19 protein-coding genes and 1 pseudogene are annotated in these 22,580 nt (G+C 69.6%); 14 read left to right on the plus strand and 6 right to left on the minus strand.

What is annotated here, in order from left to right; translation table 11 throughout:
• Positions 1 to 75: 75 nt before the first annotated feature.
• Both AB0L89_RS16315 and AB0L89_RS16320 read left to right on the plus strand, forming a co-directional pair.
• Complete coding sequence (locus tag AB0L89_RS16315) at positions 76 to 1,851, plus strand: protein kinase (RefSeq protein ID WP_365140788.1); 1,776 nt, start codon at positions 76 to 78, stop codon at positions 1,849 to 1,851.
• A gap of 19 nt (positions 1,852 to 1,870) precedes the next feature.
• Positions 1,871 to 2,377, plus strand: coding sequence for a hypothetical protein (locus tag AB0L89_RS16320; RefSeq protein ID WP_365140791.1), 507 nt, complete (start codon positions 1,871 to 1,873; stop codon positions 2,375 to 2,377).
• Positions 2,378 to 2,437: 60 nt separating this feature from the next.
• On the opposite strand, the gene AB0L89_RS16325 is transcribed toward AB0L89_RS16320, so the two are convergent.
• On the minus strand, positions 2,438 to 3,505 hold the full coding sequence (locus AB0L89_RS16325; RefSeq protein ID WP_365140794.1) for a LacI family DNA-binding transcriptional regulator: 1,068 nt from the start codon (positions 3,503 to 3,505) through the stop codon (positions 2,438 to 2,440).
• Positions 3,506 to 3,743: 238 nt separating this feature from the next.
• On the opposite strand from AB0L89_RS16325, the gene AB0L89_RS16330 reads away from it, so the two are divergent.
• Complete coding sequence (locus AB0L89_RS16330; protein WP_365140797.1) at positions 3,744 to 4,748, plus strand: ROK family protein; 1,005 nt, start codon at positions 3,744 to 3,746, stop codon at positions 4,746 to 4,748.
• Positions 4,749 to 4,805: 57 nt separating this feature from the next.
• On the opposite strand, the gene AB0L89_RS16335 is transcribed toward AB0L89_RS16330, so the two are convergent.
• Positions 4,806 to 6,908 carry an NPCBM/NEW2 domain-containing protein gene (locus AB0L89_RS16335; protein ID WP_365140800.1) on the minus strand — a complete coding sequence of 701 codons (2,103 nt, stop codon included), beginning with the start codon at positions 6,906 to 6,908 and terminating at the stop codon, positions 4,806 to 4,808.
• Positions 6,909 to 7,175: 267 nt separating this feature from the next.
• Here AB0L89_RS16335 and AB0L89_RS16340 point away from each other — a divergent pair, with 267 nt between their 5' ends.
• The 6 genes and pseudogenes from AB0L89_RS16340 (at position 7,176) to AB0L89_RS16365 (ending at position 14,535) form a co-directional block, all read left to right on the plus strand.
• Positions 7,176 to 8,444 (plus strand): ABC transporter substrate-binding protein, encoded by a 1,269-nt coding sequence (locus AB0L89_RS16340; RefSeq protein WP_365140803.1) that lies wholly within the window; start codon positions 7,176 to 7,178, stop codon positions 8,442 to 8,444.
• A gap of 2 nt (positions 8,445 to 8,446) precedes the next feature.
• Positions 8,447 to 9,379: a sugar ABC transporter permease gene (locus AB0L89_RS16345; protein WP_365140806.1), complete on the plus strand. Its 933-nt coding sequence runs from the start codon at positions 8,447 to 8,449 to the stop codon at positions 9,377 to 9,379.
• 116 nt (positions 9,380 to 9,495) lie between these two features.
• Positions 9,496 to 10,347 (plus strand): annotated as a pseudogene (locus AB0L89_RS16350) (carbohydrate ABC transporter permease); the annotation flags it as partial.
• A gap of 377 nt (positions 10,348 to 10,724) precedes the next feature.
• Positions 10,725 to 11,651 (plus strand): bacteriocin fulvocin C-related protein, encoded by a 927-nt coding sequence (locus tag AB0L89_RS16355; RefSeq protein WP_365140809.1) that lies wholly within the window; start codon positions 10,725 to 10,727, stop codon positions 11,649 to 11,651.
• A gap of 474 nt (positions 11,652 to 12,125) precedes the next feature.
• Positions 12,126 to 13,226, plus strand: a complete 1,101-nt coding sequence (locus tag AB0L89_RS16360) for a pentapeptide repeat-containing protein (RefSeq protein WP_365140812.1) — start codon at positions 12,126 to 12,128, stop codon at positions 13,224 to 13,226.
• A gap of 160 nt (positions 13,227 to 13,386) precedes the next feature.
• Positions 13,387 to 14,535, plus strand: coding sequence for a hypothetical protein (locus AB0L89_RS16365; RefSeq protein ID WP_365140815.1), 1,149 nt, complete (start codon positions 13,387 to 13,389; stop codon positions 14,533 to 14,535).
• Here AB0L89_RS16365 and AB0L89_RS16370 read toward each other — a convergent pair.
• Both AB0L89_RS16370 and AB0L89_RS16375 read right to left on the minus strand, forming a co-directional pair.
• Entirely contained in the window at positions 14,507 to 15,160 is a 654-nt protein-coding gene (locus AB0L89_RS16370; RefSeq protein WP_365140818.1) for a hypothetical protein, read from the minus strand. The two genes, AB0L89_RS16365 and AB0L89_RS16370, sit on opposite strands and share 29 nt — an antisense overlap.
• 130 nt (positions 15,161 to 15,290) lie before the next feature.
• Positions 15,291 to 15,512, minus strand: a complete 222-nt coding sequence (locus AB0L89_RS16375) for a hypothetical protein (RefSeq protein WP_365140821.1) — start codon at positions 15,510 to 15,512, stop codon at positions 15,291 to 15,293.
• A 582-nt stretch (positions 15,513 to 16,094) separates the two neighbouring features.
• On the opposite strand from AB0L89_RS16375, the gene AB0L89_RS16380 reads away from it, so the two are divergent.
• The 4 genes from AB0L89_RS16380 (at position 16,095) to AB0L89_RS16395 (ending at position 19,631) form a co-directional block, all read left to right on the plus strand.
• Entirely contained in the window at positions 16,095 to 16,505 is a 411-nt protein-coding gene (locus AB0L89_RS16380; RefSeq protein WP_365140824.1) for a hypothetical protein, read from the plus strand.
• 1,209 nt (positions 16,506 to 17,714) lie between these two features.
• Positions 17,715 to 18,062, plus strand: coding sequence for a DUF6415 family natural product biosynthesis protein (locus AB0L89_RS16385; protein ID WP_365140827.1), 348 nt, complete (start codon positions 17,715 to 17,717; stop codon positions 18,060 to 18,062).
• A 139-nt stretch (positions 18,063 to 18,201) separates the two neighbouring features.
• Complete coding sequence (locus AB0L89_RS16390) at positions 18,202 to 18,699, plus strand: hypothetical protein (RefSeq protein WP_365140830.1); 498 nt, start codon at positions 18,202 to 18,204, stop codon at positions 18,697 to 18,699.
• A gap of 365 nt (positions 18,700 to 19,064) precedes the next feature.
• Complete coding sequence (locus tag AB0L89_RS16395) at positions 19,065 to 19,631, plus strand: DinB family protein (RefSeq protein ID WP_365140833.1); 567 nt, start codon at positions 19,065 to 19,067, stop codon at positions 19,629 to 19,631.
• Positions 19,632 to 19,754: 123 nt separating this feature from the next.
• Here the strand turns inward: AB0L89_RS16395 and AB0L89_RS16400 are convergent, their stop codons facing one another.
• Positions 19,755 to 21,263, minus strand: coding sequence for an MFS transporter (locus AB0L89_RS16400; RefSeq protein WP_365140836.1), 1,509 nt, complete (start codon positions 21,261 to 21,263; stop codon positions 19,755 to 19,757).
• A 65-nt stretch (positions 21,264 to 21,328) separates the two neighbouring features.
• On the opposite strand from AB0L89_RS16400, the gene AB0L89_RS16405 reads away from it, so the two are divergent.
• Positions 21,329 to 22,003: a TetR/AcrR family transcriptional regulator gene (locus tag AB0L89_RS16405; RefSeq protein ID WP_365140839.1), complete on the plus strand. Its 675-nt coding sequence runs from the start codon at positions 21,329 to 21,331 to the stop codon at positions 22,001 to 22,003.
• A 96-nt stretch (positions 22,004 to 22,099) separates the two neighbouring features.
• Here AB0L89_RS16405 and AB0L89_RS16410 read toward each other — a convergent pair whose 3' ends face one another.
• On the minus strand, positions 22,100 to 22,432 hold the full coding sequence (locus AB0L89_RS16410) for an STAS domain-containing protein (protein WP_365140842.1): 333 nt from the start codon (positions 22,430 to 22,432) through the stop codon (positions 22,100 to 22,102).
• Positions 22,433 to 22,580 lie beyond the last annotated feature (148 nt).

Below are 22,580 nucleotides of genomic sequence, written 5' to 3' on the forward strand. Positions count from 1 at the left end.
CAGAAGTCCCGGACCGTCACAGCTGCCCCGTAGTCTGTACGCCACGCAATGTGGTGTCGCAGGAACGGGGCAGCGGTGTCTTCGGGGGATCAGGAACAGACGGGCGGGGTCGGCAGGCTCCTCGCCGGGCGCTATCGCGTCGTGGCGCAGCTCGGGCGCGGCGGCATGGGCGTCGTGTGGCGCGCCGTCGACGAGGTGCTGCACCGCGAGGTCGCGGTCAAGGAACTGCGGACGTACACGGACACGGCCGGACCCGAACTGGCCGACCTGCGCCTGCGGATGCAGCGCGAGGCCCGCGCGGCCGCCCGCGTGCGCCACCCCGGAGTCGTCGCCGTGCACGACGTGGCGGAGGTCGACGGACGGCCCCTCATCGTCATGGAGCTCGTCGACGGCCCCTCCCTGGACGACGTGCTGCGCGAGCGCGGCACCCTCGACCCGCGCGAGGCCGCCGCCATCGGCGCCAAGGTCATGGAGGCCCTGGCCGCCGCGCACCGCGTGGGCGTCCTGCACCGCGACGTGAAGCCCGGGAACATCCTCCTGGAGACCGGCGGCCGCGTCGTCCTCACCGACTTCGGCATCGCCACGATGGACGACCCCGGCGACGGCTCGGCCACCCACCTCACCCGCAGCGGCGAACTGGTCGGCTCCCTGGACTACTTGGCGCCCGAGCGCGCCCAGGGCCACGACCCGGGCCCCGCCTCCGACGTCTGGGCGCTCGGCGCCACCCTGTACGCCGCGGTCGAGGGCTCCTCGCCCTTCCGGCGCACGTCGACGTGGTCCACGCTCACCGCGATCGTCGTCGACCCGCTCCCCGAGCCGCGCCGCTCGGGCCCGCTCACCCCCGTACTGCGACAGCTCATGCACAAGGAGCCGCACGCGCGCCCCGACGCCGACGCGGCGCAGCGGCTGCTCGCCGGGGTGGGGGCTCTCGGCGGCACGGGCGTGGGCGGCGCGACCGCCGCCGCGCCGGGGGAGACCGCTCCGGTGTCGTACGCGGGCACGGAGCGCAGCATCCCGAGCGGGCCGCCGCCGGGGTTCGGACCGCCGTCCGCGATGCCGTCCCCGGGCGTGGCGCAGGGGCCCGGGCAGCCCGGCGCCGCTCCCGTCGTCGGGCAGCGGGAAGCCGTGGCCGCCGGTCGCGCCGAGACGCGGTCCACGCAACGCCCGCGGCGCGGTCGCGCGTTGCTCTCCGCCGCGGCCGTCGCCGTGGTCCTCGCGGCGACCGGCGTCACGGTCGCGGTCCTGAACAACAAGGACGACACGAACACCCAGGCGCGCGAGGGCACGGGCCCGGGGCGCGCGGACGCGAACGAGGACGACGGCAGCCGCGGCCCCCTCGGCGGCGGCGAGTCGAAGCGCCCGAAGCCGAAGGAGCAGGGCGACGCGAAGGACCGCGAGCCCGACGCGAAGCCGTCCGACGGCACCGAGGACGCCGGCAAGGACGAAGACACGCGGGACCGCGACAAGGGGAAGGCCAAGGACGGCGACGAGCCCGCCTCGCGCCCCGACCCCACCACCAAGCCCACCGAGGGCGGCTCCGCGGGCTCGGGCGGCGGCTCCGCGCCGGACCGCGCCTGCCACCCGGCCGGCGGCGGCAAGTACGACTGCGACGTCTGGCGCACCGCGAAGTCGTACACGGCGGGCGGCGCCGAGGCCGGCACCCTGAACGCCGGCACGAACTACTTCTACTGCCAGCAGAACCTGGGCCGCCGCGAGACGTACGGCCAGTGGACGAACGTCTGGTGGGCCAAGACGGACGACGACAGCGGCAACACGAACGTCTTCGTCAGCGACGTCTACCTCAAGGGCGGCGACAACGACAAGCCGCTGCCCGGCCTGCCGACCTGCTGACCCCCCGTACGAGAAGAGAATGGGCGCGCCCTTGAGTGATCCCCAACTAACGCGCGGGGCCGATGAGTTGTACGCCCGCGTCCAGTCGGCCGTCACGGCGGCGACGGGCACGGAGTACCGGCTGCGGCGGACGGAGCGGGGCTTCGACCTGGTGGCCGACGTCCCCCAGACGAGCCGGTACACCACTCAAGTGCACACCTACCGGGTCGTGTTGAGCCCGCGGGAGAGGACGTTCGTGATGACGGACGTCGTCGTCACCGAGCAGCACGGCCCCGGCCCGGCCCGCGGACGCACGGTGACGACGGGCCGGAGCCGCTACCGGACCTGGGGCCGTTCCCTGGACGGCTCCGAACGCCACAGCTTCGCGTCCGCCGACGGCCACCGCCTGATCCGCGGCGCGGCGCAGGCCCTGGGCTGGGAGGAGACCAAGCCCACCGGCCAGAACGTCGCGCGCGTCTTCGGCGTCATCGGCGGCGTCGTGGCCCTGGGCACGCTGATCGCCCTGGCGGTCGTCTTCCTGGCCTGAAGCCGACACGAGGGCGCGAGGCCCCCGGCCGCGCATGACCCGTCTCGTCATGCGTCGGGCTCACCGCGCGGGCGGCAGTTCCCCCGACCCGCGCATGATGAGCCGCGTCGGCAGCTCCACCCGCTCCGGGGCCTCCGTCACGCCGTCGAGCTGCCGGAAGAGCCGTTCCGCAGCCGCCCTGCCCAGCTGTGCCGCGTCCTGCGCGACGACGGTCACGCCCGGGTCGAGCAGGTCGGCGAGCTCGAAGTCGTCGAAGCCGACCAGCGCCACGGGCCGGTCCAGCGAGGCGAGCACCCGGACCACGGTCACCGTCACACGGTTGTTGCCCGCGAAGATCGCCGTGACCGGCTCGGGCCCCGAGAGCATCGACTCGGCCGCCGTCCGGACCCGCTCGGGATCGGTGAGGCCGAGCGACACCCACGCCTCGTCGACGGGGATGTCCGCGTCCTCCATGGCGGCCCGGTAGCCCCGCAGCCGCTCTATGGCGGTGTGGATGCGCGGCTGGTCACCGATGAAGCCGATGCGGCGGTGGCCGTGCGCGATGAGGTGCGCCACGCCGTCCCGCGCGCCGCCGAAGCTGTCGGAGAGCACCACGTCCGCGTCGATCCGCCCGGCGGGCCGGTCGACGAAGACGGTGGCGACACCGGCGGCGATCTCCGGCTCCAGATAGCGGTGGTCGTCACCGGCGGGGATCACCACGAGCCCGTCGACGCGCCGCGCGCACAGAGCGAGCACCAACTCCTGCTCGCGGTCCGGGTCCTCGGCGCTCGAACCGTTGATGAGGAGCGCGCCGTGCGCCCGCGCGACCTCTTCCACGGCGCGGCTCAGCGGGCCGTAGAAGGGGTCGGCGAGATCCTCCAGGACGAGACCGATGCTGGCGGTGCGGCCCTTGCGGAGCACGCGCGCGCTGTCGTTGCGGCGGAAGCCCAGGGCCTCGATGGCCTCCTGGACACGGCGCTCGGTGTCGGGCGTGACGCCCGGCTCGCCGTTCACGACGCGCGACACCGTCTTGAGGCCGACTCCCGCGCGCGCGGCGACGTCCTTCATGGTCGGACGGTTGCCATAGCGGTTCTCGGGTCGGCGGGCGGCGGTCTCGGCCACGGTGCGCTGTCCTGTCCTGTCGTCCATGCGGTCGCTCAGGGGGCGCCCGAGGCACGTCCCGCCGACATCCGCGGCGGGTACGCCGTACGTCCGCGGTCTCTCCACGGTTCGTACGAGGTACTTCCGCAGGGTGTCCACGGTTCGCCCGAGGGGCCCGGCATGAGCATGTGGCGTCGAGCATAGGGCCTGGACAACGTTGTCAGAAGCAAGAGAGACTGTCCTTCGCACTCTCCGGCCTGCCGATACACCAGGAGACCCGACACAGATGCACATGGACCTCGTCGCCGCACTCGACATCGGCGGCACCAAGATCGCCGGAGCCCTGGTGGACGGCCGCGGCCGGATCCTCCTGCGCGCCCAGCGGCCGACGCCCGCGCGCGAGGACGGCGACACCGTGATGCGGGCGGTCGAAGAGGTCCTGCGGGAGCTGACGACCAGTGACCTGTGGGCCCGGACGGGCGCCGTGGGCATCGGCAGCGCGGGTCCCGTCGACGCGTCGGCCGGCACGGTCAGCCCCGTCAACGTCCCCGGCTGGCGCGGCTATCCGCTGGTGGCCCGGGTCCGTGAGCTGGCCGGCGGGCTCCCCGTCGAACTGGTCGGCGACGGCGTGGCGATGACGGCGGCCGAGCACTGGCAGGGCGCGGCCCGCGGGCACGACAACGCGCTCTGCATGGTCGTCTCGACGGGCGTCGGCGGCGGCCTCGTCCTGGGCGGCAAGCTGCACCCGGGCCCCACGGGGAACTCCGGCCACATCGGCCACATCAGCGTGGACCTCGACGGCGAGTCCTGTCCGTGCGGTGCGCGCGGCTGCGTCGAGCGGATAGCCAGCGGGCCCAACATCGCGCGCCGGGCCCTGGAGGGCGGCTGGCTCCCCGGCCCCGACGGCGACACCACGGCCGCCGCGGTGGCGGGCGCCGCCCGCGCGGGCGATGCGGTGGCTCTCGCCTCCTTCGAGCGCGCGGCGCAGGCGCTGGCCGCCGGGATCGCCGCGACGGCCACGCTCGTCGAGATCGACATCGCGGTGATCGGCGGGGGAGTGGCGAAGGCGGGCGACGTGCTCTTCACCCCCCTGCGCCGCGCCCTGCGGGAGTACGCGACGCTGTCCTTCGTACGCAGGCTCACCGTGGCGCCCGCGCTGATGGGCACGGACGCCGGTCTGGTGGGAGCGGCGGCGGCAGCGCTCGGCGGTGGGCGGGGCGCGGCCGGGAGCGGTGCCGGAGCGGGTGCCGGGGCGGGGCACGCCGGGTCACGCAGCCCGGTGGCTCCGTAGCCGGGTCACTCGTGGCTCGGGTGACCCGTGTCCCCGGCCCCGGCGGGAGGGCGCCGCTCAGCAGGTCAGCGTCGCCTCCGCCCAGTCCGCGTGGTCGGCGTAGATGCCGTCTCCGCCGTCGGTGACGACGAGGCGGACGACCTGGGCGCCGGTCACGTCGGCGGAGAGCGCCTGGGCGGGCATGGCGTTGGTGAGGACGCCCGTCGACGCCACCTTCTTGTCGTCCGCCCAGACCTCGAAGGCGATCGTGCCGCCGGTGAGGGTCTCGTCGTCGACCCCGACGTCCGCGGTCACCTTCTCGCAGGAACGGCCCGCGTAGTAGGCGACGTTGCTCTCGGCGTGCGCGCCGAGCCCCTTGGCGTACACCTTGCCGCCGATGGTGATCGGCTTGCCGTCGCCGAGCGCGCCCTCGCCGTTGCTGGTGTTCCGTTCGACGGGGCCCCAGCCGTTGGTCATCGAGAGCCACGGCAGGTCACCGAGCGCCGAGGCCCCCGCGGGCGGCGCGACGACCACGCGCACGGCCAGCGGCAGGACGTTCTCGGCGCGCACGCCGCTCGGCGAGCGGTACGTCGCCTTCAGCGCCAGGTCGTACGACCCCGGTGCGGTGCCCGCGGGCGCGGTCACCTGCCACGACGTGCGCAGCGCCTTGCCGGTCGCCAGGGAACGGGCGGTGGTCGGCGAGGTGGCCTTGACCTGCCAGCCCTCGGGCGCGCCGAGCGAGGCGGCCACGCGCTTGGCGGGCACGCGGCCGAGGTTGGTGACCGAGGTGGTGACCGGCGTGGCCTTGCCGGCCTCGAAGAAGTCGCCGCCGCTCAGGCCGAGTTCGACGGCCGGCGGGTACGTGCTCCACTTGCCGTCGGCCGACACGCGCAGCAGGACGGTGCCGTGCGCGGGCACGGTCGCGGAGATGCCGCCCGCGGTCTGGTAGCTCTTGTGCCGCCACAGGTCGCGCAGCGTGTACCCGTCGGCGGCGGGCAGGCCGACGGCCTTCGCGGTGGTGGCGATGCGCTGGGCGCTCTCGGTCTCGTTGAAGAGGGCGACGGCGCGGCTGCCGTCCTTCATCTCCTTGGCGACGACCCAGCGGCCGGCCTCGGAGGAGACGACCTCGCCCTGCTTGCCCAGCGGGTCCTGGTCGACGGCGATGACCTCTTCGTTGCCGAGGATCTCGTAGGTCTCGGGCGAGGCCTTGCGCAGGTCGGAGCCGATGAGCAGCGGCGCCGCCATGATCGACCACATCGAGAAGTGCGTGCGGTACTCGGTGTCGGTCATGCCGCCGTTGCCGACCTCCAGCATGTCGGGGTCGTTCCAGCGGCCGGGGCCCGCGTACTTCGCGAGCGGCAGGTTCCGCTTCATGATCGACAGCATGGAGCCCCAGTTGTCACTGATGTCACCGGTGGTGCGCCACAGATGGCCGACGTCGGCGGCCCACTCCCACGGCTTGTTCTCGCCCCACTCGCAGATGCTGTAGACGATGGGCCGGCCGGTGGTCTCGGACGCGGCCTTCAGCGCGTCGCGCATCGCGATGTACCGCTGCTTGGCGTCCACACCCTGGTTGTTGCAGTTGTCGTACTTGAGGTAGTCGACGCCCCAGTCGGCGAACTGCTGGGCGTCGCTGCGCTCATGGCCGAGCGCACCCGGGAAACCGGCCTCGTTGCAGGTCTTCGTGCCCGCGCTGGTGTAGATGCCGAGCTTCAGTCCCTTGGCGTGGACGTAGTCGGCAACCGCCTTGATGCCGTTGGGGAATCGCTTGGGGTCGGGCACCAGCTTGCCGTTGGCGTCGCGTTCGGGCAGCGCCCAGCAGTCGTCCAGATTGACGTACTCGTAGCCGGCCTTCTTGAGGCCCTTCTCGACGAAGATGTCGGCGATCCCCTTGACCATCGCCTCGTCGAACTCGGCGCGGCAATGGGTGGAGTTCCAGTTGTTGAATCCCATGGGCGGGGTGAGCGCCAGACCGTCTGGGAGCTTCACGTCGGGGTCGGCGGCCCTGTCGGCGGCCGTCCTGTCGGAGGCCGTTCTGTCGGCGGCTGTTCTGTCGGTGGCGGCCGGTTCGGCGGATTCGCGTGCCGTGGCGGGCGCGGCGAGGCCGCCTGCACACAGCAAAGCGGTGGCCAGCGATCCGACCACTCTTCGGCGGGTGGTGCGTAAGGGGAGTTGACGCATCGTCACGTTCCTCCGTACTCGCGGAAGATGGGGGGTTTGCACGCACGTGTCATGGCTGCGCGTTCACGGTAGGGCGTGTTGGACTCTGTTGGAAGAGGAGCGGTAACGGTTCGGTCGCCTGGCGCCGGAACCCTTGACGGCGGTGACTCTGGGGAGTGAGATCCAACCCTCGCGTTCGGTTGTGTTCGGTTGCACCCCGAGGAGGGGGACATGGCACAGTCATCGATCAGCGGTCCCGTCACGCCACACGGCATGACAGGACATCGGATGTCCCGTCGGAACGTCCTGCGCGGCGCGGCCGCCGGAGCCGGGGCGGTCACGCTTCCCGCGCTGCTCAGCGCCTGCGGTGAGAAGCCCGGTGGCAAGAAGAACGAAGTCACCATGGGCTCCAACTCCTCGGACGCCGTTCCGAAGAAGGCGTTCCAGGACGCCTTCGACGCGTACAAGAAGAAGACCGGGAAGACCGTCGAGGTCCACACCACAGAGCACAACGAATTCCAGCAGAACATCACGCGCTATCTGCGGGCCACACCGGACGACGTCTTCATGTGGTTCGCCGGATACCGCATGCAGTACTTCGCGGAACAGGGCCTGCTGGTCGACATCAGTGATGTGTGGAAGGGCTTCAGCGGCTTCTCCGACGCGCTGAAGGACCAGTCCACGCACGAGGGCAAGCAGTACTTCGTTCCGTACTACTACTATCCGTGGGCCGTCTTCCACCGCAAGAGTCTCTTCGAGAAACAGGGGTACGAACAGGCCAAGACATGGGACGAGTTCATCGCCCTGGCCAAGAGGATGCACAAGGACGGGATTCCGGTCGCGTTCTGCGACAAGGACGGCTGGCCCGCCATGGGCACCTTCGACTACATCGACCTGCGGCTCAACGGATACGACTTCCACAAGAGCCTGATGGCGGGCGAGGAATCCTGGACCGACCCCAAGGTCAAGAAGGTCTTCGACCTCTGGCGCGAACTCATGCCGTACTACCAGAAGGGCGCCCTCGGCCGTACCTGGGAGGAGGCGGGACAGGGCCTCCAGCAGCGCAAGACCGCGATGGCCGTCTTCGGGATGCCCCACCCCGGCCAGCAGTTCCCCGCGGACGAACGCGACGACATCGACTTCTTCGCCTTCCCCGAGATCGACCCGGCGCACGGCCAGGACGCGGTGGAGGCGCCGATCGACGGATTCCTGATCGCGAAGAAGGCCAAGAACGTCGACGCGGGCAAAGAGCTCCTGAAGTGGCTGGGCACGCCCGAGGCCGAGGACGTCTATCTGGCCGGAGACCCGAACAACGTCGCGGTCAATGACGGCGCCGATACCTCCAAGTACAGCCCGTTGCAGAAGAAATCCGCGGAACTGGTCTCGGGTGCCCGACAGATCTCGCAGTTCCTGGACCGCGACACCCGCCCCGACTTCGCGCAGACCGTCATGATCAAGGCGTTGCAGGACTTCATCGACGACCCGAAGAACGTCGACGGCCTGTGCAACAGCATCGAGCGGCAGAAGAAGGACATCTTCGCGCAGGACGTCGGCTGACGATGAGGCAGACCCGGACAGGCCGTCCCCCGGGCGGGCGCGAGCGCCGGGGCCGCGGCCCCGCCCGCTTCACGCGCCGCGACACCGTCGTCCTCGGCGTGCTTCTCGGTATTCCCGTCCTGATCGAAGCCGTCATCATCTGGGGCCCGACACTGGCCTCCGTCGGCTTGTCCTTCACGTCCTGGGACGGCATCGGCGACATCGAGTGGGTGGGCGGAAAGAACTACGAAAGCCTCGTCGACACCTATCCGGCCTTCTGGCCGGCCGTCCGCCACAACCTCCTCTGGATCGCCTTCCTCGGCCTCGTGGCCACGCCGTTCGGAATCCTCCTCGCGGTCCTCATCGACCGCGGCGTGCGGTTCAGCCGCTTCTACCAGTCCGTGCTCTACATGCCGGTGGTGCTCTCGCTCGCCGTCGTCGGATTCATGGCGCAACTGCTCCTCGGCACCGACCAAGGCGTCATCAACACCCTCATCGGCAATGAAAAGGACCCCATCGACTGGCTGGGGGATTCCGACCTCAACATCTGGATGATGATGATCGCCGCGAGTTGGCGGCACACCGGCTATGTCATGATCCTCTATCTCGCCGGGCTGAAATCGGTCGATCCCGCGCTGAAGGAGGCGGCGGCGATCGACGGCGCGAGCACCCGTCAGACCTTCTTCCGCGTCGTCTTCCCGACGCTGCGCCCCGTCAATGTCATCGTCGGCGTGATCACGGTCATCGAGGCACTGCGCGCCTTCGACATCGTGTACGCGGTGAACAAGGGCCGCAACGGCCTCGAACTGCTCTCCGTACTCATCACCGACAACATCATCGGTGAGGCGAGCCGCATCGGATTCGGCTCGGCCATCGCGGTCGTCCTGCTCACCGTCTCCCTGGGATTCATCGTGACGTTCCTGGTCCAAGAGCTGCGAGGTGCGCGCGACCGATGACGGCAGACCTGCGCGCGGTATTCCCCGGCCGGGGCCGGGGTCGAGGCCGCGCCCTCTCGAATTCCTCGAAGTCCCCGAACCAGAACCCGCACCCGCACGGGCACCGCCAACCCCCGCCCCGCCGCGGCAGATTCGGCGTACCCCTCTTCCTGGCCGGAGTGTCCCTGGCCTTTCTGGCCCCACTCCTGCTCGCCGTCTACGCGTCGCTGCGTCCCTACGAGGAGACGGCGGAGCACGGCTACTTCTCCTGGCCCGACCGCCTGTCCTTCGACTACTACCGCGAGGCCTACACCGAATCCGGTATGGGCACGTACTTCACCAATACGCTTCTGATCGCCGTACCCGCGGTGATCGCGACATTGTTCCTCGCGTCGTTCGTGGCCTTCGCGGTCGCGCGGCTGCGCATACGCGGCGGAATGGTCCTGCTGATGCTGTTCACCGCGGGCAACCTGCTGCCCCCGCAGGTCATCGTCACCCCGCTCTACGCGCTCTTCCTGAAGATCCCGCTGCCCTGGTGGATGTCCGACTCGCTCACCCTCTACGACTCGTTCTGGGCGCTCATCGTCGTCAACATCGGCTTCCAGATCGGCTTCTGCGTCTTCGTCCTCTCCAATTTCATGCGGACGCTCCCGAAGGAGATCCTGGAGGCGGCGATCGTGGACGGCGCGGGGGTCTGGACCCAGTTCTGGCGCATCACGCTGCCGCTGTGCCGTCCGGCACTCGCGGCGCTCGCGACCCTCGAATTCACCTGGATCTACAACGACTTCCTGTGGGCCCTGATCTTCATCTCGAACCCGGAGAAACTCCCGATCACCTCCTCCCTGAACAACCTGAGGGGCCAGTTCTTCACCGACTACAACCTCCTGGCCGCAGGCTCGGTCCTGGTGGCCCTCCCCACGGTCCTCGTCTTCCTCCTCCTGCAACGCCACTTCATCGCGGGGCTGACGTTGGGAGCGGGGAAGGGGTGAGGGGCTGAACTACGAGAACCTGCGATCTCAGGCTCCAGGCCGCTGTTCTCGCACCGTCTCGGCCTGCAACCCCGGTGACCGCCGATCCGATCCGACTGCGGCACGCCCAGGGCCCACAACCCTTTGCCGAGGTGGATGTGCGCGCCACCACCTCGGTGCAGGAGCCTGGCCTACGCGGCGGCCCCGACACCGCCTGCGAATGCGGATCGTTTCGATTTTCATCAAAATGACTGGAGCTTTCAGGCGCCTCGACAAATGATGTCTCTTCAGGTGGAGTCGAAGTGTGCAAGTTCCCAACGGCGCGCTAAGGATCAGCGTGAAACGCACACTTGACGGGCACCACGGCACGGTTTGACACATAGACATGGGGAGAGCTTGTGACCGAGTGGATTTTGGCATTCGACGCCGACTGCCGGTTCTGCGAAGAAGTGGTGGATCGGATTCGCGTGTCCGTCGACGGAACGTTGACCATCGCGGGCCTCACGGAACCGCGTATTCGCGACCTGCGCGTGCGTGCCCTGGGGGAAGGGGGCGAGTGGGCCCCGACCCTGCTGGCGGTCAACGGCGACCGGGTGCGGGCCTGGACCGGAACCGCGCTGTCCCTCCGACTGGCGCGGCTGTTGGGGCCGTCGGACTCGCTGCGGGTGGTGCGCGCGCTCCGCGACCTCGATGCGCTGCGGCCCCCGAGCCGTCGAGGAATCCTCAAGCTCGTGCCGGGGCTGGCCCTGGGAACGTTTCTGGTCACCGGCGGCCTGGCGACCTCACCCGCGCAGGCTGTGACCCGAGCCAAGGGCAGCAAGGCGTCGCGATGGGTGAAGGCCAACCTCGACCGGCTGCCCTCCCGCTACTCCGAGTTCGCCTCCTACCCCGCGGACTATCGGCGCGCCATCTACGGTGCGCTGTCCTCTTCCGCTCGGAGCGATCTGTGGGTGGCGCACTTCGCGAACTACCGGAAGACACATCGCCTGTCGGCCGGGCAGTCCGCCGTCCTGGACGACGCGACGCGGCTGGCACCGCAGATCATCGCGGGGCGCCGGCAGGGAGCAGCCGTCGAAGGGCTGGAGGCGGCGGTTGTGGCAGCGTTCGGCGAGAGCGAGGCTCGGGTCGTTCTCAGAGCGCTGGGCCCTGCTGACACGCAAGACGCTGCGCCCCGGAGCGCTCAGAGCATCCAGGCCGTGGACTGCAATTCCCGGTGCGGGGTGGGGACCGGAAGCTGCGACACGGTGTGCTACCTCTCGTGCAACTGGACCGATTACGGCTGCGGTCCACTGTGGCTGGCACCGTGCAGCGGGCTTTGCAATTGAAGCCCGCCGTGTTGGAACGGCTGGAGGAGCGGGAACGAGTGATGGCCGCGCAGCTCGACTAACTGGGTCGGGCCGCCGGGGAAGTTCAGATCACCCGCAAGACCCCGCTGGGGCTGCACGGCGCGCAGCCTCAGCGCCGTCGGTACCAAAGCTGGCGGACCCCACACCGGCCGTAGCCGACAGACGTGGCGACGACCTGCCCACTTGTCCCGAACGAAACGAAGAATTGGGAATCAGGTCTTATACCGCGCTCTCGGGCGGCGACACGCTCGGCAAGCTATCACCGGCGTCGACGCGGACGAGAACGGGACTGTCGTCGAGTGGACGCGTGCGGTGGGACGGGCGAGGTCGGTACGGTCGCTGACAATGAAGACGACGGGGAAGTCGGCGGGCGGTAGAGGCCGGCCTCGGATCGGCCTTTCAACCTGAGCAAAACGACCACGCCGGGGTGGGCGGTCCGCCACGATCTCGTCCATGAACCCAGTGCCGCTCGCTTCAGTCAGCGCCGGTGATGCTGTAGCCGTCAGCGCCCTCGCAGTCGCCTTCGTCGTCCTCGTCGGCGCCGCCCTCGCCATCAGCCACAACCGTGCCAAGCCGCCGTCAGGCGACGAACTGGGCAAGCGGCAGTACACCAGGAAGCAGCGCCGCCTCGCCGTCATCGCCGGCCTGGCCGGTGCCACCGCCTTCGTCCTCCTCTTCTGGCGAGGCCCCTGGTGGTTCGACGGACTCCACATCCGCAAGACCCAGCTCGACTCCGCCGACGGCGTGGTCATCACCGGCTTCCGCACCGGCCTCGTGGCCCTGGCCGCCGGTCTGGTCGCGGCTGTCGGCCTCTGCTACACCCGCGAAAAACACCGCCTCGAACGCGACGAGTTCCAGCACGCCCAAGAGCAGTTCCGCGAAAGCCAGAAGCAGTTCGAGACCACGCTCCGCGAGACACAAGAACGCGACGAACGGCAAGCCGAACTCACGCGGGAAGGGCAAGTCACCGGACGCTATGTCGAAGCGATCAAACTGCTGGGGTCCGACAAGCTAGCCGAACGACTCGGTGGCATCTACGCGCTCGAACGCATCATGGGCGACTCTCAGAAGGACTACATAACCGTTGTCCGAGTCCTCACCGCATACCTACGCGAACCCGTTGATCACCCGGAGGAAGACGTCAGCGGCGATCGTCAAGCGGCCTTCACCGTGCTCGTCAGGCGCCCGGAGTACACCGGCAACGGCTTCTACGAGCTGGACTTCCGAGGAGCGCACCTGCGAGGCGTGTTCGGGAACGGATATTTCACTGGCGCCGACTTCACGAAGGCAGACCTCACAAACGCCAGGCTCATTGACTGCAGCGCGTCAAGAACCAACTTCACCGAGGCAGTGCTCGACGGCGCCGACTTGATGAACTCAGCCATGGAGGGGGCTGACTTCAGCCGCGCCTCACTCAACGGAACCACGAACGTACTCCATCACAGGGATGCCCAATTCAGGGGAACCGACCTGACCAACACCGGCGACAGCTACGAACACGGCATGATCGAGGACTGGTGTATGGACGAGGACACCAAGCTCCCGGAGGCCTAGCCCTGCAGAGTCACGGCTCGCGAAGCCCTCTGAGCCTTTGGCGGGCCCGTCACGATGCACGACGGCATGCTGTCGTCCCGAACGCCCTCTTGCCTCCGTCATCTGCCGCTTGCACTCTTTGAAACGGGGACATTGCGATCCGTGACCGGGGGAGGGGCGGATGACAGAGCAGCCCGGCGACCACTTACGCCGAATACAGCCCGCATGGAAACTGCTGCAAGACGCGATCCTCGTCCACACCAGGGCCAGCACCGGCGACAGCACAAGGCACATCGCCTCCACCCAGGACCACGACGGCATCATCCTCTGCGGCTCCGATGCCCTGCCGACCATCGGCACAGGCCACCACCAAGGGAGGGGGAGGCGACTCCAACTCGTCGATCCCGACAGCTACGACGACCACGCCACCGCCGATGGTCCATTCCGGCTCGAAAGCCACATCCGCAATGGGCAGTACAGCCTGTTCGAAGAAACCGAAGCCGACGAACTCCGCCACCATCAGCAAGTGCAGCTCCACAACGGCGCAACGGCCGGTCTCACGCCCACCCGCTACCTCAAAGGCGGCGACCGCCCGTCTGTAGCCGCCGCCGTCCAGGCAGTCCGCGACCTAGACCCGCAGAAGGCCATCCTCACCCTGCCGATCGACCAGCAATGGCTGCGGACTCCCAACGATGTGGACTACCTCATCGCCGAACTCTCCGACCTACCCCACATCAAAGCCCTCGCCCTCGGTGCCGCAAAGAACCCGCTTGCCGCCAAAGGTGCCGCCACCGGGCTGCGCCGTCTCATCAGCAGCCTCCAGCGAGTCGCCCTCATACGCACCGACCTCGCCGGCCTTGATGCCTACGCCCACGGCGCCCTGTTCACCGCCATCGGCATGCAGACCATGATGCGGCACGTGCGAAAGCCCGGCAGCGGAGGGTCGGGAGGCCGCAGGCCCAACAGGTACACGACGATGGTGCTGCACCCGCAACTCATGGACTACTACCGCGTCGAAACGCTGCGAGACCTCTATGGCAGGCGATCCGAGCCGCTCTGCCACTGCACGGTCTGCGGCGGTGCCAGTCTGCTCCGATTCGACCACAACGCCAGGGACCAAGAAGAGGCGAACAGGCACAACATCGCCACTTGGCTGCCCTGGGCCGATCACCTGCAACGCACCGCCCCCGGCGCCGCCCGCAAGTCCGCCTGGCAACAGCTCTGCCACGATGCCCGCAACGCCCACCAAGAATTACGTGAGGACCTCTCGAAGCCTGGGGCCCTCGAAACGCCCCGCTGGCTCAAGGTGTGGGCAGGAGATCCCGACTAGACCCCAGTAACTGCTCATAAACCTGCTCGTGGAACAACCAGCCCGCGGCCGTATGCCCGAAACTTCTCGACGACCGAGGCGCCACCAACAACTCCGGCGCCTCACCGTCGACAGCGTGCACCACACCAAGGCCGTAGATACCGGCTTCAATCACCATCAGCTCCGAACCCGCAGCCGGACCATCGAGCCAGACCGTCGACGCGGCGTAAGAGCCGAAACATCCTGCCCGCAACAGAGCGGGCCTACCCGGCCGCCGAGTCCGCGTCACCGCCACATCCACCTCCAGCGGCGACACAACACGACGCACCAGCTGACCGCCACTGCGCTCCACGGCATCCTTGGGGCACTCCCGCAGCCGCCACCGCTCCTTCGACGTCAATGACGCCACAGGCACCGGCAAACCAACCGGCAACTGCAACAGCCCATTCAGCACCGTCATATCCAGCAGCGGAGCCACACCCTCCCGGGCCCGACGCCCCACCTCCGTCATGTTCAACCGGACCGACAGCACCGCCGACACACCACGGGCCTCCACCTCGACCACCGTCGAACCCGGCAGCAACGCACCACCAGCCGCGACTTCGCACACATGGCGAGCAGCATCCAGACACAACTCCGACGACATCACACACGTCCCTCAAGAGCGACCAACCCACGGCACGCAACCACACGAAGGACCGTGCGCCAACCAGAAGCGGCGAACACCCCACAAGGTCAGGGGAAATCAGGCAGGGTCGAGTCCCCACCGCACACGATCAGACGGGGACAGCCGGTGACACCGTCAATCGCTCCGGTGTGGCAGCCGGCCTCAGCTCCAGCGCCACCAGCGTCGGCGCCGTCGAGTCGTGCTCGAACTCCGACCGGCTGACCGGCATCGCCAGCGCCCGCCAGCCGCCCTTCAACTCCACGAAAGCGCCGTAGAAGCCGTGGTCTGTGATCGACGAATCGTCCAGCTCCACGCCGTGCTCGGCCAGCAAGCCGGCGGGCTAGGGCCGTAGAGTGCATGAGAGCCGGGGGACTACGGTGTGAGGTTGGCAGCACTCGCCATTGACCTGTCGAGGGTGAACTGCTGGGGAGCGGTGACGCGACCAACTCGAGCTGAGCGCAGGAGAGTTCTAGCGCCTGCTGGCATTCGTGCTCTTCATCGTCCTGAACTCCCCAGCGCACCGTCGGAGAAGACGGTCGCTTCCATCGGCGAAGGAACAGTCATAGGCGGGCCGCGACGAGCCCGAGGAGGACGACGCCGACCGTGGTTTGAAACCAGTGGGGGAGGGCGTCCGAGCCGGGCAAGTTCAGGGCGAGGGGTGCCACGACGTGCTCCTTGGCCGGTGCGGGTGACAGCCATTCTGCTACGAGCACCTCGCGGCCGACGGGACCTGAGCCGTGAAGCCGCCTTCCCCCGCAGTGCCTTCAACGTGATCCCCGCGAGTGCAGCTGGCCTACCGCCGCCCAAGCGGTTCAGTTGCTTTGCGTGCATATGCGGCTACGCTGCGTGTCGACTGGGAGGGCTTGCTGGTCCGGGATTCACCCGGCGGCCCGACCGGGACTCGGAGTTCGCGATGTTCCTGATGCCTGCCGCAAAGCGGCTGTTCGCCCTCGTGGTCCTGGCTGCCGTAGTGCCGGGGATCAGCACGGCCCCAGCGGCCGCGGCAAGCACCGAAATGCTGGGGCAGTGTTCGGTGAGTGTCCACAATCCCGAGCACGCCGGAAACCACGTCTGGGCGAATTCGCCTTGGAACTGTCCCACGCTGCCCGCGGACGGCGGCGCGAAGGTCTACCTGAAGATTCTCCGTGACGGTGAGCTGGTGAAGCAGGCGGAGTTCTGGCAGAAGGGCCCCTTCAATCTCACCTTCTCGACCGCCGTCGCCTGCGTGGGCGGCAGCCACACCTACCAAGTCCGCGCTCACGGCTGGGACAACGACCTCATCCAGTACGACGTTCACAGCCCGGCCGTGACGCTCTCCTGCTGACCGGCGGCGTCGGAGCGATGGGGCCGCACCCGTCGCCTGTCAGGTGCGTCGTCCAGGGCGCCGCCCCGTTGTCGCGTCTGTTCATTGGACTGTAGGGGCTGCTGGCGACGTGGTCAGAACGTCCAGTCGCCTGCGGTGCTTGGGCGGGGATCGGATGTCTCAGGTGCGTGGCAGGTCAGGTGCGTTGAAGAAGCGCATCGCGCGGTTCAGTGGTCAACACACCAGCAGTGCGCGGGTAAACAGTCCAGGCGCGGCAGAAAGGCTTCTCGCCAGCGGGAACATCGCCGTGTCACCGAATGGCCAGGAGTCCTCGTAATTCATCGAGCGTGGCATCAATGAGTTGGGGAAGCGGCCAGGGGAGTAGGGGAGCGCCTTTGAGCGGGCGCCTGGCTCATGCGGCGTCGCAGTGGCGCCCGGGCCCGTAGCGCGGCGTCATCTACGATGGGTCATCGACTCGGGGGTCGGGCGCCTTGCCCTCTTCACGATGGGGCATCGAGCGGCCCCTCCGTGTCCGGCAGCCCGGCCCGGCGTAAGACCTGCTCGATGAGCCGGTCCGTGGTCGGCGAGCGACGCTCCTCGTCGCAGGCCCGTTCGGCCTGATGCTACTCCCCGTCCGGGACTCACTTGCAGAGGGGGAAAGGCTGAGTTCAGGGGGCGGCCCCGCACGCGTGTCCGTGAGGTGCATCCAGTACGGGACCCCGGGCGGAAGAAGAGGGCAAGGCGCCCGACCCCCGACGGGCACCTCGACAGCCGCTGGCCTCGGGCGCCCATCACGGACCCCGACGCCAGCGGCTCTGTCAGTGGTGGCCGATACGCTTCCCGTATCCATCCGCGCTCGCTGGCTGCGGCGCGACGCCCCGCCCCCTGATGCAGGCGCGGGGCGTTCTTCTGCCATGACCCGCCCGCCCAGAGTCCCCCGGTGTCCGGTCCGGGTACGACCCGCGTACGACCCGTGTACGACGCCCCGGCTGCGTCGGCACACCGTCGAAAAACACGGTGCCGAACTGCATCTCCGCGAGCCCTTCCCGGCGAAGTCCCTTCCATACCTGCCGCGCCGTCGTCCGGGAGATCCCGAACCCACCGTCCACATCCGCGATCGACCAAGAAGCCGCCCGTCCCGCCCCAGCCTGTCACCCACCCCACAGAACCTCCCCGTCCGCAGGCACGGACCGGGGGTACGGCCGACGAAGAAAGACCCGGAGCGTCGACATGCAACAGCCCACGGAGCCACATCACGCCGGCGAAGCCACCGGACGCTCCGCCCTGATAGAGGAAGCCCTGTCGGCCTGCCATGACCTGCCGTCGGTCGAACAGCTCGCCCGCCTCGACGCACTGCTGCGGGCGGACATCGTGGAGGTGGCGCGCATCGTGCAGGAGCAGCTCAAGCAGCTCCCTCCGCGCTCCGTCGACTGGTACGCCCGGCGCCGTACCCTCCTCGACACTCAGGAGGCCCTCGCCGAGCCCCTTCGCGACACACCACTGGCGGCGGCGATCGGCGTGGCCGAACTCGGCCGACGGCTGCGCGAGCTGGACGGCTACGCGCGGGGCGAGCGGTGACCCGCGCACGGACCGCGCGCTTCGGCGGCCCGAGCGGGGCGGGACCATCGGCCCGGCGGAGAGAGGGCAAACGCCCCGGTCGGAGGGGACCTCTCTCGTCAAAGGCGTTCTGACACGTTCCCTACCTTCTAGGTGTCACGTGTCGTTCAACGGAGAGAGCGCCTTCATGCGGGTCAAGAAGACCTCCATCACCGCCACGGCGGTCGTCGCCGTCACCCTCGGACTGGGTGCCTGCGCCGCCGAGAAGACCAAGGACGACGGCGTCGGCAAGGAACAAGCGGCATCCGCCCTTGAGGATGCCGTCGGAGTCGAAGAGCCCGAGAGCCCGGAGGAAACCCCCTCCGTCGACGAGAAGAAGCTCATTGACGCGGCGAAGGTCGTCAAGACGAAGACCGACAGCATCGGCAGCTTCATCGTCGACGTCGAATTGCAGAACCCCACCAAGAAGCGGCACGACTTCTTCGTCGAGATCGAGGCCGTCGACGCCAGGGGCGACCGGCTCGAAACTCTCTACGCCAGCTTCTCGAACGTCGGCCCCGGCCAGAAGGTCACCGAGAACTCCTACTTCAGCGAGCTCGAATGGAAGGACCGGAAGCAGGTCAAGAGCTACCGGGTCCTCGGCGTCGACGCCAACTGAGAAATGGTCCGTCGAACGCCTCGAGGGCGGCACGTCACCGTGCCGCCCTCGATTGCCGCGCCGTCCTCAGGACTGGGGACGGCTTCCGTGGTTCGCGCCGTTCTTGCGGCGGGCCTTCTTCTTGCGGCGTCGCTTCGAGGACATCGATACCTCCGTGTTTCTGGTGGTGCTCCCGGGACGAACCCGGCCGATCACGCGCCGCCTACCCAGAGGCATGCCGGGGAATGGCGTGTCCTGCATCACTCCCTCCCCACCGCCCTCCCCGGCGAGCTCGACGGCGCCGGTCCGGCCGGCTCGGGGCGCGGGCCGCGTACGGGCGCCGAGCACCGCGAGCGTGTCGGTGCGCCCCGTTACACTCACCGCCCATGACTGATGTGACCAGCGCGAACGAGCCGATACGCAGAGTCGAACCACCCCTCGCGGGCGACGAGACCGCCCACCTTCTCGGCTCCCTGGAGCGCCAGCGCGCGACCTTCGCGTGGAAGTGCTCGGGCGTGGACGCCGAGGGCATGCGGGTGACGGTGGGCGCCTCGACGATGACCCTGGGCGGGCTGCTCAAGCACCTGGCCCTGGTCGAGGACACGCACTTCGCCCGACTGCTGTTCGATCAGCGGCAGCCCGGCCCGCCGTGGGACGCGGTGGACTGGGACGCCACGCCCGACTGGGACTGGACCTCGGCCGCCGGGGACACGCCCGAGGAGTTGCTGGCGCTCTGGCGCTCCGCCGTGCTGCGTTCCCGCGCGCTCGTCGACAAGGCGCTGGCCGACGGCGGCCCGGAGCAGTTGGGCCGGTACACCAACGCGCGCGGCGAATCGCCCAGCCTGCGACGCGTCCTGATCGACATGATCGAGGAGTACGCGCGGCACACCGGCCACGCCGACCTCATCCGGGAGTCGGTGGACGGGCTCACGGGGGAGGACCCGCCGGAGTGACACGGGCCGTCGGAGCCTGACAGCCGCCCCGTCCTCGTACCCGCGCGGCCCCGGACTCCCGTACCCGCGCGGCCCGGCCCCTCGTACCGGCGAGACCCCCAACCCGTACGACCCCGCCCCGCGTCACCCCACCCCCGGCCTGATCCTCCGCGCCGTCACGACACCCACCGCCGCAAGCGCCGCCGTCAGGGCGAACGTCGCCGTCAGCGCGATCGACACCGACGACCTGTGTGCGTCGGACAAGGCCACCGCCGCGCCGCCGAGTCCGCTGAGGACCGCGACCGCCAGGGTCTGGGCCAGCTGCATCGCGCCGCTGGCCTCGCCCTGGCGGTCGGCCGGCGCCTGCTCCATCGTGTCGGTGGTCGCGGCGTTGAAGGCCACGCCCATGCCCGCGCCGCCGATCGCCCAGCCCGCGACGGCGGTCAGCGACGGCGTGGCGTCGACCAGGATGCCCAGCGCCATCACCGCGATCCCGGCGAGCAGCACCGCGAACCCCGCCGCGATCGGCACCGCCCGAGACCGCCCGGTCCAGCGGCTGTCGGCCCTGCCCTGCCAGGCCGCCCCGAGCACCCACGTGATCGCGCCCGCCGAAAGGCCGAGCCCGGCCTCCGTCGCGCTCAGGTCGCGCAGTTCGACCAGGCCGAGCGGCAGGAACGCCTCGCTCCCGAAGTACGCGCCGCACAGCAGGAAACGCAGCACCACTCCCGTCGGCACCCCGCGCCGCACGGTGAGCGTGCCCGGGGGCGTCACCGAGCGCAGCGCGAGCACCGCCGCGGCACCGCCGGCCACGACGAGCACGCCGAGCAGGGCCGGTTGACGCAGTTCGAGACCGGCGAGCAGTACGCCGGTGCCCGCGGCGAGCAGCACACTGCGCGCCACCGGGGTCGCCCACCACGGTCCGCCGTCGCGGGTCCGCGCCCGGTCGGCACCGCCGAGCCTGCGCAGCTGCGGCAGCGCAAGCGTGGCGGCCAGGGCGACCAGCGGGAGCAGCAGGACGAACACGCCGCGCCAGGAGAGGCGTTCGGCGATCACGGCGGCGATCGTCGGGCCGATCAGCGACGGCACGGTCCAGCCGCCCGACACGAGCGCGAACATCCGGGCACGCAGCCGCTGCGGATAGGCCAGCGCGATCGCCGTGTACGCGAGCGCCATCACGGCGCCGACCCCGAGCCCCTGCAGAAAGCGCCCGGCCAGGAACACCGGCCAGTTCGCCGCCGAACCGGCCACCGCGCAGCCGACGGCGAAGACGGCGAGCCCGAGGGCCAACGGCCGTGCGGGACCGCGCCGGTCGGCGTCCCGGCTCGCGGCGACGGTGCCGATGAGATTCGCGAGCATCAGCGCCGACAGGCCCCAGCCGTAGGCGCCCAACCCCCCTAGCTTTCCCGCGATTTCGGGCAGCACGGTGGCCACACCCATGGACTCGAAGGCCACCAGGCCGACCGACAGGACGATGCCCCAGGTCAGCGCCGCGTAGGGAGCGCGGAACACGCTCTCCCGCCCGTCGTGTCTGGCTTTCCCGCGCACGACGTCACTTGTCTCCGTGTCACCCCGTTCCTGATCGCGATCACGTAAGTCCATGGTCCCGGTGGACTCCGCGAGCGTGTGGTCGGCGGTCGACTCCTGCTCGGACAAGGTGGCCCCTCCTTATGTTTCGATCCGGAACGGAACGAAATCACACGCTACCTATACTCCCTCCCATGGCAACCCCCGATCCCGCAGCCCGCGCCGCACGTCCCGCGGGCCGCCCTCGCGACGGCCGGCTCGACGAGGCGATCCTGACGGCGACTCAGGAACTGCTGGAGGAAGCCGGATATCCCGCTCTGACCATGGAGGCCGTGGCGCGGCGCGCGGGCACGACGAAACCGGCCATCCGGCGGCGCTGGCCGTCCCGGCAGCGCCTCGTCATCGCCGCGCTGGCCGACATGATGAGCACGGCGCCGACGCCCGACACAGGGTGCACGCACTGCGATCTGATCGAGGGGATCGGCACGCTCAGCCGCGCGTTCGGCGGCAGCCTGGGCCGTCGTACGCTCCCCGCGCTGATGGCCGAACTGGCCGACGACCCCGAGCTGGACCGGGTGTTCACCGAGACGATCTTCCGCCCCCGGCGGAGCACCACCGAGGCGGCCCTGCGGCGCGGCGTCGAGCGCGGCGACATCCGGCCGGACGCCGACATCGACCTGCTCCTGGACATGCTCGGCGCCACGACCTACCACCGGGTGCTCTTCGGCCATCTGCCCGTCACGGACTCGCTCGCCCACGACGTCGTGATGACGGTCATGGGTGGCGCCGCGACACCGGCCTGGCGCGACCACTACCAGCGTCGCCACGAGCCCGCGAAGCCGCGCAGGAGACCGCTGCGCACCGGCTGACACCGCCCGGCGCGGATCGGCTCACGGTCGCCGGGCCGACGACGTTCCCGTCGTCGGCCCCGCTGGTCGTGCTGACCGGGTCGGCCTCCGGTCGCGTCAGCCCTCGCCGTGCGGTTCGAGCAGCGCCGCGCCCAGCGTCGGTGCCGGGGACAGGACCGTCGAGAGGTTGGTGACGCGCAGGATGCGCAGGGTCAGGGGGTGCGAGCAGACGACGCGCAGCTCGCCACCCCGGTGTCTCACACGTCGACGGGCCCGCATCAGGAGGGCGACCCCGGAGCAGTCGAAGAAGTCGACCTTGCTGAGGTCGACCACCACGATCGGTTCCGGGCCCGCGGCCACGGAGTCCAGCAGGGGAACCGTTCGCTGATAGGCCGCGAGATCTATCTCGCCGTGCAGCTCGACCACGATGGCGCGGCCGAGCCCGTACACCCGAGGAGGCTGATCGGACTCTTCGCGTGCGTATTCGCTCAGTTGGTCCTGCCGCATCCATCCCCCCAGCGCGGACGCTGCGTGCCCATGAGAGGGCGCGCTACAACGGAGTGCCATGTCGGAAGGCCACCGGGGGCTGGGGCGCCTG

Origin of the sequence: Streptomyces sp. NPDC052114 (assembly GCF_040680155.1) — a bacterium.
In the GTDB taxonomy this organism is placed as follows: Bacteria; Actinomycetota; Actinomycetes; order Streptomycetales; family Streptomycetaceae; genus Streptomyces.